Source organism: Bacillus sp. COPE52, assembly GCF_003355115.1.
Taxonomy (GTDB): Bacteria; Bacillota; Bacilli; order Bacillales; family Bacillaceae_G; genus Bacillus_A; species Bacillus_A toyonensis.
Window position 1 is genome coordinate 244,709 of the sequence record NZ_CP031292.1, and the last position, 15,528, is coordinate 260,236.

Sequence of the window (15,528 nt, forward strand, 5' to 3'; positions counted from 1 at the left end):
AGTGGTTCTGGTGGCAGTGGTTCTGGTGGTAACGGTTCTGGTGGCAGCGGCTCTGATGGCAGTGGTTCTGGTGGCAGCGGCTCTGATGGCAGTGGCTCTGGTGGCAGCGGCTCTGGTGACAGCGGCTCTGATGGCAGTGGTTCTGGTGGTAACGGTTCTGGTGGCAGCGGCTCTGATGGCAGTGGTTCTGGTGGTAACGGTTCTGGTGGCAGCGGCTCTGATGGCAGTGGTTCTGGTGGCAGCGGCTCTGGTAGCAACGGTTCTGGTGGTAGCGGCTCTGGTGACAGCGGCTCTGATGGCAGTGGTTCTGGTGGCAACGGTTCTGGTGACAACGGTTCTGGTGGCAACGGTTCTGGTGGCAACGGTTCTGGTGGCAACGGTTCTGGTGGCAACGGTTCTGGTGGCAATCGAGTTAAGGGCGATAGCAGTTTGCAAGATGGCAAAGGCTCCCAAGATGGCAATCGAGTTAAAGGGGATAGCAGTTCACAAGGTGGTAACGTAAAAGATAATGCGACAAAACAAGGTGATAAGTTACCTAATACTGCAGCACATTATCCTGCATCTATTTTAATAGGACTTTCAACATTCCTAATTGGTATGTTATTGTTTATTCGCCGTAAAAATGCAAAATAAAGACCAACATCCTTCCATCTAAAAAATACATGAAACCAATATAAAACTAAAAAGGGCTTTGGATTGCAGTTTATTATGCAACCCAAAGTCCTTTTGGCATCTATCAGAAAGCGTATTAATATGCTTTTCCCCAATAGACCATGTGCTTTGCTTCTTTACTACAGCAAATACATTCGTCAGCTAAATGTTCTTGCTCAAAAGGCATACAACGTGAAGATACTCCAACTTCTTCTTTTAATTTCTCTTCACAAGCTAGTTCTCCACACCACATCGCCTTAATAAACCCTTGCTTTTCATCAGCTGCTTTTTTCATCTCTTCGAAATTCGTCACACTATACGAATTCTCATCGCGAAATACTTTTGCTTTATTAAATAAAGAATGATGAATTTCCTCCAGTAATGATGGAATGCGTTCTTCTAATTGATCCATTGATATACATTCTTTTTCTTTCGTATCTCTTCTTACAAGTACAACTTGATTCTTTTCAATATCCTTTGGACCCACTTCTAATCGAATTGGAATTCCCTTCATTTCATACTCATTAAATTTCCAGCCCGGTGTTTTAGTGCTAGCATCTATTTTTACACGCGCAACCTTCTGAATACGTCCTTGTAACTCTGTTGCTTTTTCTAACACACCTTCTTTATGCTGAGCAATAGGTACAATAACAACTTGTACTGGAGCGACTTTTGGCGGCATTACAAGTCCGTTATTATCACTATGGACCATAATAAGTCCACCTATCATTCTCGTTGATACACCCCACGAAGTCTGGTGTACATATTGCCACTTACCGTTACGATCTAAAAACTTAATATCAAATGCTTCAGAGAAATTCGTTCCAAAGTTATGAGATGTTCCTGTTTGAAGTGCTTTTCCATCATGCATTAAACTTTCAATCGTATAAGTTGCCTTCGCTCCCGCAAACTTTTCTTTTTCTGTTTTTTGTCCTTTAATTACTGGTATCGCTAAGTATTCCTCACAGAAAGATGCATATAGATTTAAAATATTTAACGTTTCAGCTTGCGATTCTTCTGCCGTTTCATGAATCGTATGGCCTTCTTGCCATAAAAATTCAGTCGTACGAAGGAATGGTCTCGTTGTCTTTTCCCAACGAACTACTGAACACCACTGATTATATAACTTTGGCAAATCATTATATGATTGAACAATCTTTGAGAAATGCTCACAGAATAAAGTTTCCGATGTAGGACGTACACAAAGTCTTTCCGCTAACTTTTCATCTCCGCCATGCGTAACCCATGCTACTTCAGGAGCAAATCCTTCAACATGATCCTTCTCTTTTTGCAATAAACTCTCTGGGATAAACATTGGCATATACACATTCTCATGACCAGTTTCCTTTAACTTTTCATCCATCACTTTCTGCATATTCTCCCATAAGGCATAACCGTACGGACGCAGAATCATACACCCTTTTACACTTGAATAGTCAACAAGTTCAGCTTTTTTTACAATATCGGTATACCACTGCGCAAAGTCCTCTTCCATCTTCGTAATGGCTTGCACTTGTTCTTTTGCCATAGTCAGTCTTCCTCCTTTTAGAAAATACAAAAAAGCCCGCGCCCCTAAATAGGGACCGAGCTTTGCCGGCGTTACCACCCTGATTCATACACAAAAATTGTATATGCTCTCTTTTTGATAACGGGAATTTCCCGCTGCATATGCAGAACTCAAAGGTAGGTTCCATATCGCCCTTTAAGAATCTTTCAGCCAAACGGATTCTCTCTCTGCAAAAAAGGTTGGACATGTACTAGTCCTTTTTCAGCGTTATAACGAAATAAATTTGTTGATTATCATAATACAAATTCTTTTTTAAAACAATAGCTAATTTTCTTATTTTTATATATTCTTTTCATTTTTTGTAGTTTTATACGTAGCTCTTTCGAACGATTTTCACAAGTTGATGTGCAACCATACCGATAAGTGTACCAAGTAGAACGAAGAAACAAATAAATCCATATCCCATTCCTTCCCACCCACCAATAGCTATCATTGTTACAGGAAAGAAAGCTAAACAAAGAAGTACTAAACTAAGTGAAAATATAATATCAAACTGTTTGTCTGGAAAACGTTTCTTTAGTAAATATGAAATAGCAAATACTAGGAGAATCGTGATTCCACCAATGATGTAAAAAATACCAAATCCATCTAGCCAGTCCATAGTATTCCCTCCTTTCATTCAATCCCTTATACTTATTATATGTTTAATTTTTCTGAAAATAAATAATAAATTTTATTCAGAAACATATTTTTATTACTAGGTATTAATAGTAATATATAAGAATAGGTTTTATATAATTAGGAGGATTACTTTATGGATAAAGCATTAACTAATCGTGTCATTATTTTATCATTCGACTGTTTATCAGCTTTAGATTTTCCTATACTACAAAAATTACCTAACTTCCAATCTCTAATAAAAAAGGGCGCGGTTGTAGAAAAAGTAGAACCAATTTATCCTTCTGTAACATATCCAAGCCACTCAACAATCGTTACTGGAAACTACCCTAATAAACATGGTGTTGTTACCAATACTTTACTTCAACCAGGACGTGAATCACCAGATTGGCATTGGTACCGAAAATCGATAAAAGGAACAACATTATATGATGAAGCACGCAAAGCAAATTTAACGACAGCAGCCCTTCTTTGGCCTGTTACTGGAAGAGCAAACATTGATTACAATTTACCGGAAATCTTTCCAAATAGACCGTGGCAAAATCAAATTTTAGTTTCATTATTTAGCGGTAGCCCGCTATACCAATTAGATTTAAATCGACGGTTCGGTCATATACGAAATGGATTATCACAACCTGAACTCGATGATTTCGTTCTTGCTTCTGCTGTACATACAATCCTTACAAAAAGGCCTAATGTCATGTTTGTGCATTTCACTGATTTAGACACACAAAGACACTATCATGGCTTTGAATCTAACGAAACAATAGCAGCTATCCATAGGCACGACGAACGTCTAGGAAAAATTATTCATGCATTAGAAGAAAGTGGAATATACGAAGAAAGTACAATTATTGCCCTTGGTGATCATAGCGCTTTAAGTGAAAACAAATCAATTCAATTAAATGTGCTATTCCATCAAAAAGAGCTTATATCTCTAAATAAAGAAGGTAAATTAGTAGATTGGAAGGCCTACTGTCAAAGTTGCGACGGTTCTGCCTATGTATATGTGAAAGACAAAAACGATACGGATACCATTCGGGAAGTACAACTACTTCTTGAAGAACTGCTTCAAAATAAACAAAATGGCATTGAATTTATACTTCATGATGAAGCGGCGAAAGAATCCGGTGCAGATGGTAATTGTTTATTTATGTTGGAAGCACAAGAGGGGTATTATTTCACTGAAAATTATACCGGTGATTTTATAAAAGAAATTACTAAAAAAGATGTTACTTCTAGTAAAAAATATACATTTGGAACTCATGGTTACTCCCCAACAAAGCCTAACTATGAAACAATTTTTATCGCTGCTGGAAAAGGTATTCAAAGTGGCGTTACAATCCCGTATATGAGACTTATTGATGAAGGTCCGACTATCGCAAGATTACTCGGTTTGCACTTAGGCGAAACAGACGGATCCATTATAGAGGATTTACTACAATTGTAAAGAACTGTGTATATATGTAAAAGTTATGTAAAAATCATCACTGTTTCTCTTTTTATAATTTTTATTTTTGTACACTGTTAGTAGAACAATTTAAGGGGGAACATTATATGAAAAAAATGTCCAGACAAGAAAAAAGCTGGATATTATATGATTGGGCGAATTCGGTATATTCGCTCGTCATTACAACTGCACTATTCCCAATTTACTTTAAAGCAGCTGCAAAAGAAGCTGGACTATCTGGTGCAACTTCAACAGCATATTGGGGATATGCAAACTCATTCGCTACACTTTTAATTTCTATACTTGCTCCTATTCTCGGCACAGTTGCTGATTATAAAGGGTTTAAAAAACGATTTTTCACATTCTTCTTTGGACTCGGCATCGTATTTACAAGTATGCTAGCAGTCGTCCCAACATCCCAGTGGTACTTATTACTAGGTTGCTATATGCTAGCACTAGTCGGTTTTGCTGGAGCAAACATTTTTTATGATGCATTTTTAGTAGATGTTACCTCTAAAGATAGAATGGATCGAATTTCTACACGAGGCTTTGCATTAGGCTATATTGGGAGCACAATTCCTTTTATCGGTTGTATCGCTCTTATTATTCTTGCTCAAAAAGGCACTATCCCTTTATCAGTCGGCATTGCCAGTCAAATTTCATTCGCAATAACAGCTCTTTGGTGGGGATTATTTACAATTCCAATGCTAAAAAACGTAGAGCAAACACATTATATTGAACGCCATCCAAGACCAATTGCAATGAGCTTCAAACGCCTTGCTGATACTTTTAAAAATATTAAAGAATATAAAACAGTCTTTATGTTCCTAATCGCCTATTTCTTCTACATTGACGGGGTCGATACAATTATTACTATGTCTACCGCTTACGGAACAGATCTCGGTATTAGTGCAACGAATCTATTAATCATCTTATTTGTCACACAAATTGTAGCTTGTCCATTCGCTTTATTATACGGAAAATTATCAGAAACATTTACAGGGAAAAAAATGCTATATGTTGGTATTATTATTTATATCATCATTTGCACATATGCTTATTTCTTAAAAACGACACTCGATTTCTGGATTTTAGCAATGTTAGTTGCCACTTCTCAAGGTGGTATTCAAGCACTTAGTCGTTCCTATTTTGCAAAACTAGTACCTAAAGAATCGGCAAATGAATTCTTCGGATTTTATAATATATTTGGCAAGTTTGCCGCGATCATGGGTCCAGTATTAGTCGGTGTTACAACGCAATTAACGGGAAAAACAAACGCTGGTGTCCTTAGTATTATCGTATTGTTTATTATCGGTGGATTCTTATTAACTAGAGTTCCTGAAAATGATACACCCGTTACACCACCTAATCCGAAAACTAAAACGCTATAAAAAGAAGATCCCCTTCACACAAGAAGAGGATCTTTCTTTATTTTTAACGATAACGCTTTACAAGTAAAAACACTACAGCTGGCTTTACAACTCTAGCAGCACATAACGTAAGTAAAAGCGGTACATCATGAAAATCTATCCATTTATTAAAACCTACCGATGCGAAAAAAAACCAAAAAATAAATACAATGCGTACATAATATGTAACATTTGCACTTGTTTTTCATACATGTTTTTCTAAATCTTTCTTCTCCTCATTTGCCCCTTCAACATTATGCGATGCTACAAATAAATAGTGCATACCAGTTTACTTGAAGTTCAATTAACCAATAGTAAAGTGCAAAATGCTAGCATACTTATAACTACTAATGTCGTAACTAAAAGACTTATTTTCTCTTTCCCCTACAGCTTATACAAAAATAGTTTATCAACAGTTGTTCCCAATACTTCCGCTAAACGAAAAGCTAACGCTAAGCTTGGATCATATTTATTATTCTCAATTGCATTTATCGTCTGTCTTGATACGCTACACTTATCAGCTAATGCACCTTGTGAAATATTATTTTCAGTGCGTAATTCATAAATTTGATTTTTCACATCTTTTCTCCTAACATGTAAAATCGTTTTTACAACATTAGTATATAATCGGTACATTTCATTGTCAAAAGACTGCCACAAGAAAAGGGAGCAATTCTGCTCCCTTACAATGGTTATTTCGAGGCTAACGAATTTGTTAGTTCCTCTTTATTAGCGACATCTTCTTTATTTATTTGCATGCGTAGAACTGGTCCAATCGCTAATAAAATAAGTGACATCGCTATACAAAATACAATAACTAATGAAGTCATTTCCTTCAATCCTCCAGCTAGTGATGTTCCAATTAACATTGCCCCCATAAACATTGGTAAAATGGTTCCATTTACTCTTCCAATCATATTTTCTGGTACAAGTTGAATCATAAGCGTACCGACAACGATATTAACACAAGCTAAACAAATACCTGTTCCAAATCGCATCAAACTAGTAATCCAAAATGATGTGGACAACCCTTCGACTAAAAATGAGATTGCTAATATACTCATACCAAATACAAACATCTTTTTCGGGTTTACTTTTGAAGCGAAAACCGCAGCAACAATACCACCGATTAGCATACCTATTCCATCCGCTGCTGCTAAATATTGAACTGCTTCCTTTTCCATTCCAAGACGTTCTATTACAAGAAACACCTCTAACGGATTCGTTAATCCAACAGCTAAGCCCATAATTGTGAAAGTGATCGTAATCATACGTAAATTTTTCGTATGAAGAACGTATTTCCATCCTTCTTTTATATCATTTTTTAATGATTCCTTCACTGCTTGCTCTTGTTCAATCCATTTCGGTAAAAATGAAAGGGCGATAGCAGATAATAAAAATAAAATGATTAAACTATATAGTGACGTAAATAAACCAAGTTGTGTATACACAAGCGATCCTACAACTGGTCCGAAAATCATAAACAATGACTGTAATGTTTGGTTAAATGCAATCGCATTTGCTACCTGTTCTTCCTTTACATAGCGCTTAAATATGCGTGAAGATGAAGGCTGAGAAAACTGACCTACAATTGCGGAAACGAGTGTCGCAAAAAATATTGCCTGCCAGTAATCAATCTTTAACAATAAAACAATCCCTATAATAGACAGTACACTTAACACATCCCCAGCAACCATTGTTCTTTTCGGGTTCCAGCGATCTGCTAAGGCGCCACCAATGAAAGAAAAAATAAAAATAGGTGCATATTCCATGACCGATAATAGTGACACTGAAACTGGATCATTATTCGTCCGCTCCATTATGAAATACAATAGGGCCATATTTCTGATCCAAATCGCAAATTGTTGTAAAATATCGGATGCCATAACGAGCATAAATGCTCGATTTTTAAATAAAGCTTTCATTTCCGCTCCTCCTTTTATAAACCGACCATTCGGTCTAATTCGTTTTAAAAGAAAAGCCGCTGACTTATTATTCAGCTGCCATCCCTTTTAACAATACATCTATTGCCTTTTTATAAACTCGCTTTAACTCGTTATAATCTAGCTCATAGTAAAGCACTCCAAGCCCTGATAATAAGCCATGTACAATATACATCAAATCGCGCGCATTTTCTTCACGAAACTCTCCAGACTGTATACCTGTTTCGATTAATCTCTCAAACATAACATATGATTCTCTAGTTAAAGCTAATAATTCATCTAGAACCTCTTTGCTCACAACTTGGCTCATAGAAAATTCCTCTATTGCACTCGAAATAGGTTGTTGTATATCCTCTACATAATATTCTGCGAGACCATATAATTTTTCAATACTAGTACTATACAACTTCTCTTTTTCATTCCATTTTTCAAGCCAATCATACGTATGCTGTTTTACTACAAATAAAAATAATTCTTCTTTACTTTTAAAATGGTAATAAATACTCCCTTTACTTCGCTCTGTAATTTCACAAATATCTTCCATAGATGTGGCTGCATAGCCTTTTTGTGAAAACAGATTTTCTGCTTTGTATGCAATTTCCTTCTTTATCTCTTCTGCGCTTTTTCTCATACTCACACCTCTTTAAACCGACCGTTCAGTCTAATGATAACAAATGAAAAACCTCTTTCGCAAGAGGCTATATTCCTTATTTACGAAAACGTACTTTCAAACCAAGTTCGGATCATATGTATTGTTCCAAATTTAAATCCAAGTTTAACAAGAAATACACCTCCAGCAACTAATAAAAACAATGCTATTTTCCCTTTATTTTTCACTTTCGGTTCCCTTCCCATTTCTATTCTCCTAATCATGTTAAAAATATTAAACAAACGTTTATTTAACTGTTAGTGTGCGTATGTAAGCCAACTAATCAAACGTTTGTTTAAAAAAGAAATACGCCTATATAAGGCGTATTCTTATCAATCACCGCCACCACCGCAACTACCTCCACTATCTCCTCCAAAAGACCCTCCACAGTCATGTGAACTGCTATCATGTGAGCTGTCATTATTATCAGATCCAGCAAAGAAAAAAAGCGGTGATGAGTTATTAGACGAATTATGTATGTTATTTTGTTTCGTAAGGTTTACTTTCTTTTTATTTGATCGAACAGCTATTACAATTATTCCAATGACAACAAATAATAGTATGACAATAATAAATTCCATATAAAAACCTCCCTAATTCTCGAATAATTGAATGGTTCTCTCTAAATTTTCAAGTGAAATAAAGCGCGATTCACGAAGGATCTCTTTTCCATTATGAAATAACAAAATTGTCGGCCCTGTAAATACTGCATATCGCCCCGCAACTTCTTGCATGTCTTGTAGTAATATCTCTATTTTCTCTACGTAATCATAATTCTCTAATACGTAATTTACTTTCCTTAACATGACATCACAAACACCACAATTTTCTGTTTTAATAAATAGAAGTACTAATTGCTGTTCTTCAATATATGTTGCTAATTCTTCTATCGTTTCAAATGTATTCATCTTATCCCTCTTAACTTAATTTACGAAATGCTGAACTATCTTTCTCTTTTCCATTACCTGCTGAAAACACAACGTTTTTGCTGTTAACCCTTCTTGTAATTTTTTCCTCTCTACTTCATCATAACAGCAAGCAATTAAATCTTCTATTTTTAATATATCTTTTGTAAGTCCATTTCTGCTGGAATCATTCCCGCATTTTTTAAATTTTATAGCTCATCCTTAACTCTAGAGGTACCATTAAAAGATCTTCTAATTGTAGTGGTTTTCCTTTTCCCGAAATATAATCCAGATCACCATTCCAGATTGCTTGTCGAACCTTTTCTTCAGCAATGTTCAAAAACACATCCACACTATCCTCTTCCTTACATATTTTTACTATTATTTTATATGAAATTTCACCATCTTACCACCCCATTACAAGTTGACTTCATACAATTTTTTCTCAAATTTATTTATAATAAGCTATTTTCTTCCTCACCGGTCTTTCATTTTCATATGCAGTTTGTATTAAAGCCTTTTTGTATTGAGAAAGTCTTTCTTCATACAATAAAGCGTTTACACTAAATCTTACATTTGTTACGATTTAATCACCCCAGCTCTCTTGTATAGACTTCGTGATGTCTGATCATTTTTATCTAGACGTTTCATACGTCTAGATTCACTTTGATTTATCGGCAAATGCCTTTAAATATATCTTTTACCTTGAAAGGGGAAATGACTATGAGGTCAAAAAAATTCACATTACTATTGCTATCTCTACTACTCTTCTTACCTCTTTTTCTCGCAAATTTTATTACTCCAAATCTCGCATCAGCAAATTCACCAACGCAAAATCAAAAAATTATTGGGTACTTTCCTTCGTGGGGCATCTACGGACGTAATTATCAAGTTGCAGACATCGATGCATCAAAGCTCACTCATTTAAACTATGCGTTTGCTGATATTTGCTGGAATGGAAAACATGGAAATCCTTCTACACATCCCGATAATCCAAATAAACAAACATGGAACTGTAAAGAATCTGGTGTACCGTTGCAAAATAAAGAAGTTCCTAATGGTACTCTCGTATTAGGTGAGCCCTGGGCTGATGTCACAAAATCTTATCCAGGATCAGGTACAACTTGGGAAGATTGTGATAAATATGCCCGTTGTGGCAACTTCGGAGAATTAAAACGACTAAAAGCTAAATACCCTCATTTAAAAACCATTATTTCCGTCGGAGGCTGGACTTGGTCTAATCGATTTTCTGATATGGCAGCTGATGAAAAAACTAGAAAAGTATTCGCAGAATCAACAGTCGATTTCCTACGTGTATACGGATTTGACGGTGTCGATTTAGACTGGGAATATCCAGGTGTTGAAACGATTCCTGGTGGTAGTTACCGTCCTGAAGATAAACAAAATTTCACACTCCTTCTTCAAGATGTCCGAAATGCTTTAAATAAAGCCGGTACTGAAGATGGAAAACAATATTTATTAACAATTGCTTCAGGGGCAAGTCAACGTTATGCCGATCATACAGAGTTAAAGAAAATCTCTCAAATACTCGATTGGATTAATATTATGACATATGATTTCCACGGCGGTTGGGAAGCAACTTCTAACCATAATGCCGCATTATATAAAGATCCGAATGATCCAGCAGCTGATACGAAATTTTACGTAGATGGAGCTATTGACGTTTATAAAAATGAAGGTGTACCAGCTGATAAACTCGTATTAGGCGTACCATTTTACGGACGTGGTTGGAAAAGTTGTGGAAAAGATAATAATGGGCAATATCAACCATGTAAACCAGGTAGTGATGGCAAACTAGCATCTAAAGGTACTTGGGATGATTATTCTACTGGTGATACGGGTGTTTATGATTACGGTGATTTAGCAGCGAATTACGTAAACAAAAATGGTTTTGTACGCTATTGGAATGATACAGCTAAAGTACCTTATTTATACAATGCTACTACAGGCACATTTATTAGCTACGATGACAATGAATCTATGAAATATAAAACAGATTATATAAAAACGAAAGGTTTAAGTGGAGCAATGTTTTGGGAACTTAGTGGTGACTGTCGCACAAGTCCAAAATATAGCTGTAGTGGTCCAAAATTGCTTGATACGTTAGTAACCGAATTACTTGGTGGACCTATCAGTCAAAAAGATACTGAATCACCAACGAACGTAAAAAACATTGTGGTTACTAATAAAACCTCAAGCTCAGTCCAATTAAGCTGGACTGCATCTACTGATAATGTGGGAGTTACTGAATATGAAGTTACTGCTGGGGAAGAAAAATGGAGTACAACATCAAATAGCATTACAATTAAAAATTTGAAACCTAATACGGAATACACTTTTTCAATACTAGCAAAGGACGCTGCCGGGAATAAATCACAACCTAATTCTATTATTGTAAAAACTGATGATGCTAACACAACGCCTCCTGATGGTAATGGTAAGGCTACATTTTCAGTTACTTCAAATTGGGGAAGTGGCTATAACTTCTCAATTGTAATTAAAAATAACAGCACAAGCCCTATTAAAAACTGGAAGTTAGAATTTGATTATAACGGCAATTTAACACAAGTTTGGGATTCTAAAATTAGTAGTAAAACAAATAATCATTATGTAATTACAAATGCCGGATGGAACGGTGAAATTCCTCCTGGTGGATCTATTACAATAGGAGGTGCAGGAACAGGTAACCCTGCCGAACTTTTAAATGCCGTTATTAGCGAAAACTAGACGTAACATTCTTTAATTGTTTCACTAAAGTTTGAATTTAGGTTTGAATAATCTTTCCTAAATTCAAACTTTTAATTTTGCGAAAAATCACAAATTAAAATTACAATAACCGATTATAATTATATTTAGTTTTCAATATGAAGTTTGCGTGAAGTTCATCTGAATTTTACATGAATTTCCTTTAATTTCTATTGTCTTCCCATACTAATCACCTTATTCTTTATATATAGGAATAATTTTCATTCCATTTCAAGCTATCTATATATACAAAAAAGATAGTTGCCTATTAGGGAAAGGCGTCTAATATTATTATAAATATAAACATAATCGCAGAAAAAGCACGCTTATAAGCGCACCATAAGAGTGCTTCTTCATACAATTCTCATGTAAGAGTTCTCGAAAATCATGTTAATCACAAAGAAAAGGCCGTAGCTTATATAAGCTACGGCCTTTTCTTTGTGATTATTTTTAAACGTTCCATTCTTCGATATTCCATACTTTCGTTATCCACGTTTCATAGAAAGAAGCTCATGTGAAACGATTAAAACTGTTAAAAGACTTTTTCTATTTTTTCATATAAGGAGCTAATACACTTAAAATTTCTTCCTTATCCTTCTTTAACTCCAATGATGTTAACATATCCATCGTTCGAGGACGAGGTAATTTCACTTGCACTTCACCAACTATTGATGCTGGTCTTTGAGATAAAATAAATACGCGATCAGAAAGTAAAATTGCTTCATCTAAGTCGTGTGTAACCATAACAATTGTTTGCTTTTCTTGATGCCAAGAATTTAAAAGCCAACTGTGTACTTCCATTTTTGTAAATGCATCTAATTTTCCAAAAGGCTCATCAAGTAGCATAATTGGCTTCTCACATAAGTATGTACGAAGAAAGCTAATTCTTTGGCGCATACCACCAGATAATGCATCAGGATAATGATCCGCATATTCATCTAACTCAAACTGCTTTAATGCTTCCATTCCTTCTGTTAACCTTTGTTTTTTAGATTTCCCCTCAATTTCTAATGGAAGAACAATATTTTGTAAAGCCGATCGCCACGGTAATAATAAATCTTGTTGTGGCATATAGCTTACAACATCTTGTTTTCTCACATGTTCCTCATTATAAAATACCTCTCCACTCGTTGGCTCTTCAACACTCGCAATCATATTTAACAATGTGCTTTTCCCACAACCACTCGGACCGACAAAAGAGACAAACTCTCCCTCCTGTATAGAGGCACTAATATTTGCTAATACATTCTTTCCATCGAAAGATTTCACAATATCTTTTATTTGTAATCCGCTCATTTTTCACTTGGAAGGAATTCATTTGTAAAAGCATCTTTTACATCAATTTTCTTTTTAATAACTTTGTTGTCGTATAAGAAATTCATGTAATTCGTCCAAACTTCTTCCTTCTGTACTCCCCAGGCTTTTGCATCATCTTGATACTTCGTACTTAACCACTTTTGACTTTCTTGTACTAATTCCTTATTCACATCTGGAACAGCTTTAATTAAAATATCAGCAGCTTCTTTCGGCTCTTTAATTGCAAAATTATAACCTTCTGTCGTTGCAGTCATAAACTTTTTCACGAAGTCTTTATCTTGCTTCGTATGTTTTTCACTCGTAATAATAACAGGACTATAGAAATCAAGCGCTGGATCTAAGTCTTTCACCATAATCGTATTTAACTCTTTTCCTTGACGCTTCGCTTCAATGCCATCCCATCCATAATAAATCCATTCAAAGTCCGCATCACGACCGATTGATTTGAAGAAGTCTGTTTGTCCTAAGATGATTTTTTCGACTTTATTAAAATCAGCTTGATGTTTCTCCATAATTGTTTTTAACGTCGCTTCTTCTGCTGGTCCTCCCCAGCCACCATAACGTTTACCTTCAAAGTCTTTCGGTGACGTCATATTATCTTTTTTTAGTGATGCAAAAGCAGAGGTATTATGCTGAATAATTGCACCAACAGAAACAACTGGGATTCCTTCAACACGAGCTAATGTTACATTTTCCTGTGCGCTCATCGCAAAATCTGCTTTCCCAGAAGCAATCATCTGCTCTGCTGTGACATTATCACCAGGCTGGATAATTTCTACATCAAGCCCTTGTTTTTTGTAATAGTCTTTCGTTTTCGCTACATATAAGCCAGTATGATTCGTATTTGGAAACCAATCTAAAACAACTTTTACTTTTTTATCTTTACTTGCACTTTCTTCTTTCTTCGCCGGATTACACCCAGCCACACTTACTGCTAATAAAGCAGCTAACATAATTTTTAAACCTTTTTTCATTTTCTGCCGTCCTTTCTATATATCCATGGTGCTGTTATTCTTGCCATAAACTCCACGATAAAATACAGGCATAATGTCACCATGACGATAATTGCTGCAACACCAAATACTCGAGCAGTTAAAAAGGATTTTGTAGCTCTCGTAAGCATAACCCCTAACCCTTCACTTGCACCGAGCCATTCTCCGATAATTGCCCCCATCACGCTATATGTAACTGCAATTTTTAAACCCGAGAAAAAGTATGGGAGCACTGCCGGAAACTTTACTTTCTGGTAAATTTGCCATTTCGTTGCTTTCATTGTTTGCAACAATTTCAACATATTTTTATCTACAGTTTGAAAACCTTCTAAAATACTAAGCGCAATTGGGAAGAAACAAACGAGTATGACGACCATTACTTTCGGCAACATCCCATATCCAAACCAAATAATAAATAACGGTGCAAGTACAACGATTGGAATCGTTTGCGAAATAACGAGCAACGGATTTATTAAAATACGAAATAAAGGTATCACGTCCATAATAATTGCAATACTCGTCCCAAGTAAAATCGCAAAAAATAGTCCGATTATAACTTCCTGCAGTGTTTGCATCGTATTTGGTAATAGTAAATCCTTCATTCCAATTAATTCTTGAACAACGGCAGAAGGCTTTGGTAAAATCCACGGTTCGATTTTAAATAATGAAACAGATCCTTCCCATATCGCAATGAGAAGGATAAGCCAAATTGTTGTAATAAGTTTAGATTGCTTCTGGTTTTGCATATTCATCACGGTACTTCCAAACCTTTTCATCTATCGTTACACCAGTGCTTGGACGATAATGGATTTTAATAGAAGTAATCACTTCTTCAGCTCCAGCATCGACGCAAGCTTGCTGCGCACGTTTCACGACATCAAGAAGTACATCTAATTCTCCTTCCAACGTTGTTTCCATTGCTCCTACTTCATAACGAACTCCCGATTGTTGTACAACTTCAATTGCTTTATCAACAACAGAATATACATCTTTTGTTTTTGCTTGCGGTACTACTGAAAATGACATTGTAACTTGTTGTGACATAATAAAAATCCCCCTTATAAAATATGTTTCCAAAAAAAGAAAAGGCTTTCCTACCATGTAGGAAAGCCTTGTATACAAGTTATTCTATAATAACTTATGCTACATCACTTTAAAGTAACTCCCTACGCTGGCATTATCCAGATCAGGTTGAGGGTCGATGTATACTTACATCCTCTCAGCCAATTGGCTCCCCGGTTCTTAATTCGTTCTCATTGTA

Annotated in this window: 16 protein-coding genes, 2 pseudogenes, 1 riboswitch and 1 other annotated feature; of the genes and pseudogenes, 4 read left to right on the forward strand and 14 right to left on the reverse strand. The window is 35.7% G+C overall.

The window, feature by feature from the left end; all coding sequences use genetic code 11:
* Positions 1-633: LPXTG cell wall anchor domain-containing protein (locus tag DPQ31_RS01420; RefSeq protein WP_208731476.1), on the forward strand; the 633-nt coding region annotated here is incomplete at its 5' end.
* A 115-nt stretch (positions 634-748) separates the two neighbouring features.
* On the opposite strand, the gene proS is transcribed toward DPQ31_RS01420, so the two are convergent.
* Together proS and DPQ31_RS01430 are read right to left on the reverse strand one after the other, a co-directional pair.
* Positions 749-2,179, reverse strand: a complete 1,431-nt coding sequence (proS, locus tag DPQ31_RS01425; RefSeq protein WP_001040989.1) for a proline--tRNA ligase — start codon at positions 2,177-2,179, stop codon at positions 749-751.
* Positions 2,180-2,226: 47 nt separating this feature from the next.
* Positions 2,227-2,432, reverse strand: a binding site (T-box leader).
* Positions 2,433-2,525: 93 nt separating this feature from the next.
* Positions 2,526-2,819: a YesK-like family protein gene (locus DPQ31_RS01430; protein ID WP_000383863.1), complete on the reverse strand. Its 294-nt coding sequence runs from the start codon at positions 2,817-2,819 to the stop codon at positions 2,526-2,528.
* Between the two features lie 153 nt (positions 2,820-2,972).
* On the opposite strand from DPQ31_RS01430, the gene DPQ31_RS01435 reads away from it, so the two are divergent.
* Together DPQ31_RS01435 and DPQ31_RS01440 are read left to right on the forward strand one after the other, a co-directional pair.
* Positions 2,973-4,286, forward strand: a complete 1,314-nt coding sequence (locus DPQ31_RS01435; protein ID WP_098711091.1) for an alkaline phosphatase family protein — start codon at positions 2,973-2,975, stop codon at positions 4,284-4,286.
* 107 nt (positions 4,287-4,393) lie between these two features.
* Entirely contained in the window at positions 4,394-5,677 is a 1,284-nt protein-coding gene (locus DPQ31_RS01440; protein WP_000738837.1) for an MFS transporter, read from the forward strand.
* 43 nt (positions 5,678-5,720) lie between these two features.
* On the opposite strand, the pseudogene DPQ31_RS01445 reads toward DPQ31_RS01440, so the two are convergent.
* The 8 genes and pseudogenes from DPQ31_RS01445 to DPQ31_RS01480 form a co-directional block, all read right to left on the reverse strand.
* Positions 5,721-6,031, reverse strand: a pseudogene (locus DPQ31_RS01445) (hypothetical protein).
* A 48-nt stretch (positions 6,032-6,079) separates the two neighbouring features.
* A complete protein-coding gene (locus tag DPQ31_RS01450) occupies positions 6,080-6,331 on the reverse strand; it encodes a helix-turn-helix transcriptional regulator (RefSeq protein ID WP_080001328.1) in 252 nt (83 codons plus the stop codon).
* Between the two features lie 56 nt (positions 6,332-6,387).
* Positions 6,388-7,620: an MFS transporter gene (locus DPQ31_RS01455; RefSeq protein ID WP_087968986.1), complete on the reverse strand. Its 1,233-nt coding sequence runs from the start codon at positions 7,618-7,620 to the stop codon at positions 6,388-6,390.
* 67 nt (positions 7,621-7,687) lie between these two features.
* Positions 7,688-8,269, reverse strand: coding sequence for a TetR/AcrR family transcriptional regulator (locus DPQ31_RS01460; RefSeq protein WP_001231936.1), 582 nt, complete (start codon positions 8,267-8,269; stop codon positions 7,688-7,690).
* Positions 8,270-8,349: 80 nt separating this feature from the next.
* Positions 8,350-8,493 carry a hypothetical protein gene (locus tag DPQ31_RS01465; protein ID WP_000532279.1) on the reverse strand — a complete coding sequence of 48 codons (144 nt, stop codon included), beginning with the start codon at positions 8,491-8,493 and terminating at the stop codon, positions 8,350-8,352.
* 126 nt (positions 8,494-8,619) lie between these two features.
* Positions 8,620-8,868 (reverse strand): hypothetical protein, encoded by a 249-nt coding sequence (locus DPQ31_RS01470; protein ID WP_000394360.1) that lies wholly within the window; start codon positions 8,866-8,868, stop codon positions 8,620-8,622.
* 12 nt (positions 8,869-8,880) lie between these two features.
* The gene (locus DPQ31_RS01475) at positions 8,881-9,195 is read right to left on the reverse strand and encodes a thioredoxin family protein (RefSeq protein ID WP_001091216.1); all 315 of its coding nucleotides are present in this window, start codon (positions 9,193-9,195) and stop codon (positions 8,881-8,883) included.
* Positions 9,196-9,210: 15 nt separating this feature from the next.
* A pseudogene (locus DPQ31_RS01480) lies at positions 9,211-9,544 on the reverse strand (DUF1992 domain-containing protein).
* Between the two features lie 371 nt (positions 9,545-9,915).
* Between DPQ31_RS01480 and DPQ31_RS01485 the strand changes: the two are divergent.
* The gene (locus DPQ31_RS01485) at positions 9,916-11,940 is read left to right on the forward strand and encodes a glycosyl hydrolase family 18 protein (protein ID WP_087968989.1); all 2,025 of its coding nucleotides are present in this window, start codon (positions 9,916-9,918) and stop codon (positions 11,938-11,940) included.
* 564 nt (positions 11,941-12,504) lie between these two features.
* Here DPQ31_RS01485 and DPQ31_RS01490 read toward each other — a convergent pair.
* Genes DPQ31_RS01490 through DPQ31_RS01505 form a run of 4 tightly spaced genes read right to left on the reverse strand, consistent with a single transcriptional unit; the run spans position 12,505 to position 15,311 of the window.
* On the reverse strand, positions 12,505-13,254 hold the full coding sequence (locus DPQ31_RS01490; protein WP_000016055.1) for an ABC transporter ATP-binding protein: 750 nt from the start codon (positions 13,252-13,254) through the stop codon (positions 12,505-12,507).
* Entirely contained in the window at positions 13,251-14,249 is a 999-nt protein-coding gene (locus tag DPQ31_RS01495) for an ABC transporter substrate-binding protein (protein ID WP_208731477.1), read from the reverse strand. Before DPQ31_RS01495 ends, DPQ31_RS01490 begins: the two co-directional genes overlap by 4 nt.
* Positions 14,246-15,019 carry an ABC transporter permease gene (locus DPQ31_RS01500; protein WP_199632180.1) on the reverse strand — a complete coding sequence of 258 codons (774 nt, stop codon included), beginning with the start codon at positions 15,017-15,019 and terminating at the stop codon, positions 14,246-14,248. The genes DPQ31_RS01495 and DPQ31_RS01500 overlap by 4 nt, the downstream gene beginning before the upstream one ends.
* A complete protein-coding gene (locus tag DPQ31_RS01505) occupies positions 14,991-15,311 on the reverse strand; it encodes an MTH1187 family thiamine-binding protein (protein WP_000082906.1) in 321 nt (106 codons plus the stop codon). The genes DPQ31_RS01500 and DPQ31_RS01505 overlap by 29 nt, the downstream gene beginning before the upstream one ends.
* Before the next feature lie 102 nt (positions 15,312-15,413).
* Positions 15,414-15,515: riboswitch (TPP riboswitch) on the reverse strand.
* Between the last annotated feature and the right edge of the window lie 13 nt (positions 15,516-15,528).

Coding starts and splice junctions, on each gene's coding strand:
- DPQ31_RS01460 (WP_001231936.1), bottom strand. CDS start 8,269: ATGAGAAAAAGCGCAGAAGAGATAAAGAAGGAAATTGCATACAAAGCA.
- DPQ31_RS01450 (WP_080001328.1), bottom strand. CDS start 6,331: ATGTACCGATTATATACTAATGTTGTAAAAACGATTTTACATGTTAGG.
- proS (WP_001040989.1), bottom strand. CDS start 2,179: ATGGCAAAAGAACAAGTGCAAGCCATTACGAAGATGGAAGAGGACTTT.
- DPQ31_RS01495 (WP_208731477.1), bottom strand. CDS start 14,249: ATGAAAAAAGGTTTAAAAATTATGTTAGCTGCTTTATTAGCAGTAAGT.
- DPQ31_RS01455 (WP_087968986.1), bottom strand. CDS start 7,620: ATGAAAGCTTTATTTAAAAATCGAGCATTTATGCTCGTTATGGCATCC.
- DPQ31_RS01435 (WP_098711091.1), top strand. CDS start 2,973: ATGGATAAAGCATTAACTAATCGTGTCATTATTTTATCATTCGACTGT.
- DPQ31_RS01505 (WP_000082906.1), bottom strand. CDS start 15,311: ATGTCACAACAAGTTACAATGTCATTTTCAGTAGTACCGCAAGCAAAA.
- DPQ31_RS01430 (WP_000383863.1), bottom strand. CDS start 2,819: ATGGACTGGCTAGATGGATTTGGTATTTTTTACATCATTGGTGGAATC.
- DPQ31_RS01485 (WP_087968989.1), top strand. CDS start 9,916: ATGAGGTCAAAAAAATTCACATTACTATTGCTATCTCTACTACTCTTC.
- DPQ31_RS01475 (WP_001091216.1), bottom strand. CDS start 9,195: ATGAATACATTTGAAACGATAGAAGAATTAGCAACATATATTGAAGAA.
- DPQ31_RS01490 (WP_000016055.1), bottom strand. CDS start 13,254: ATGAGCGGATTACAAATAAAAGATATTGTGAAATCTTTCGATGGAAAG.
- DPQ31_RS01440 (WP_000738837.1), top strand. CDS start 4,394: ATGAAAAAAATGTCCAGACAAGAAAAAAGCTGGATATTATATGATTGG.
- DPQ31_RS01500 (WP_199632180.1), bottom strand. CDS start 15,019: ATGAATATGCAAAACCAGAAGCAATCTAAACTTATTACAACAATTTGG.
- DPQ31_RS01470 (WP_000394360.1), bottom strand. CDS start 8,868: ATGGAATTTATTATTGTCATACTATTATTTGTTGTCATTGGAATAATT.
- DPQ31_RS01465 (WP_000532279.1), bottom strand. CDS start 8,493: ATGGGAAGGGAACCGAAAGTGAAAAATAAAGGGAAAATAGCATTGTTT.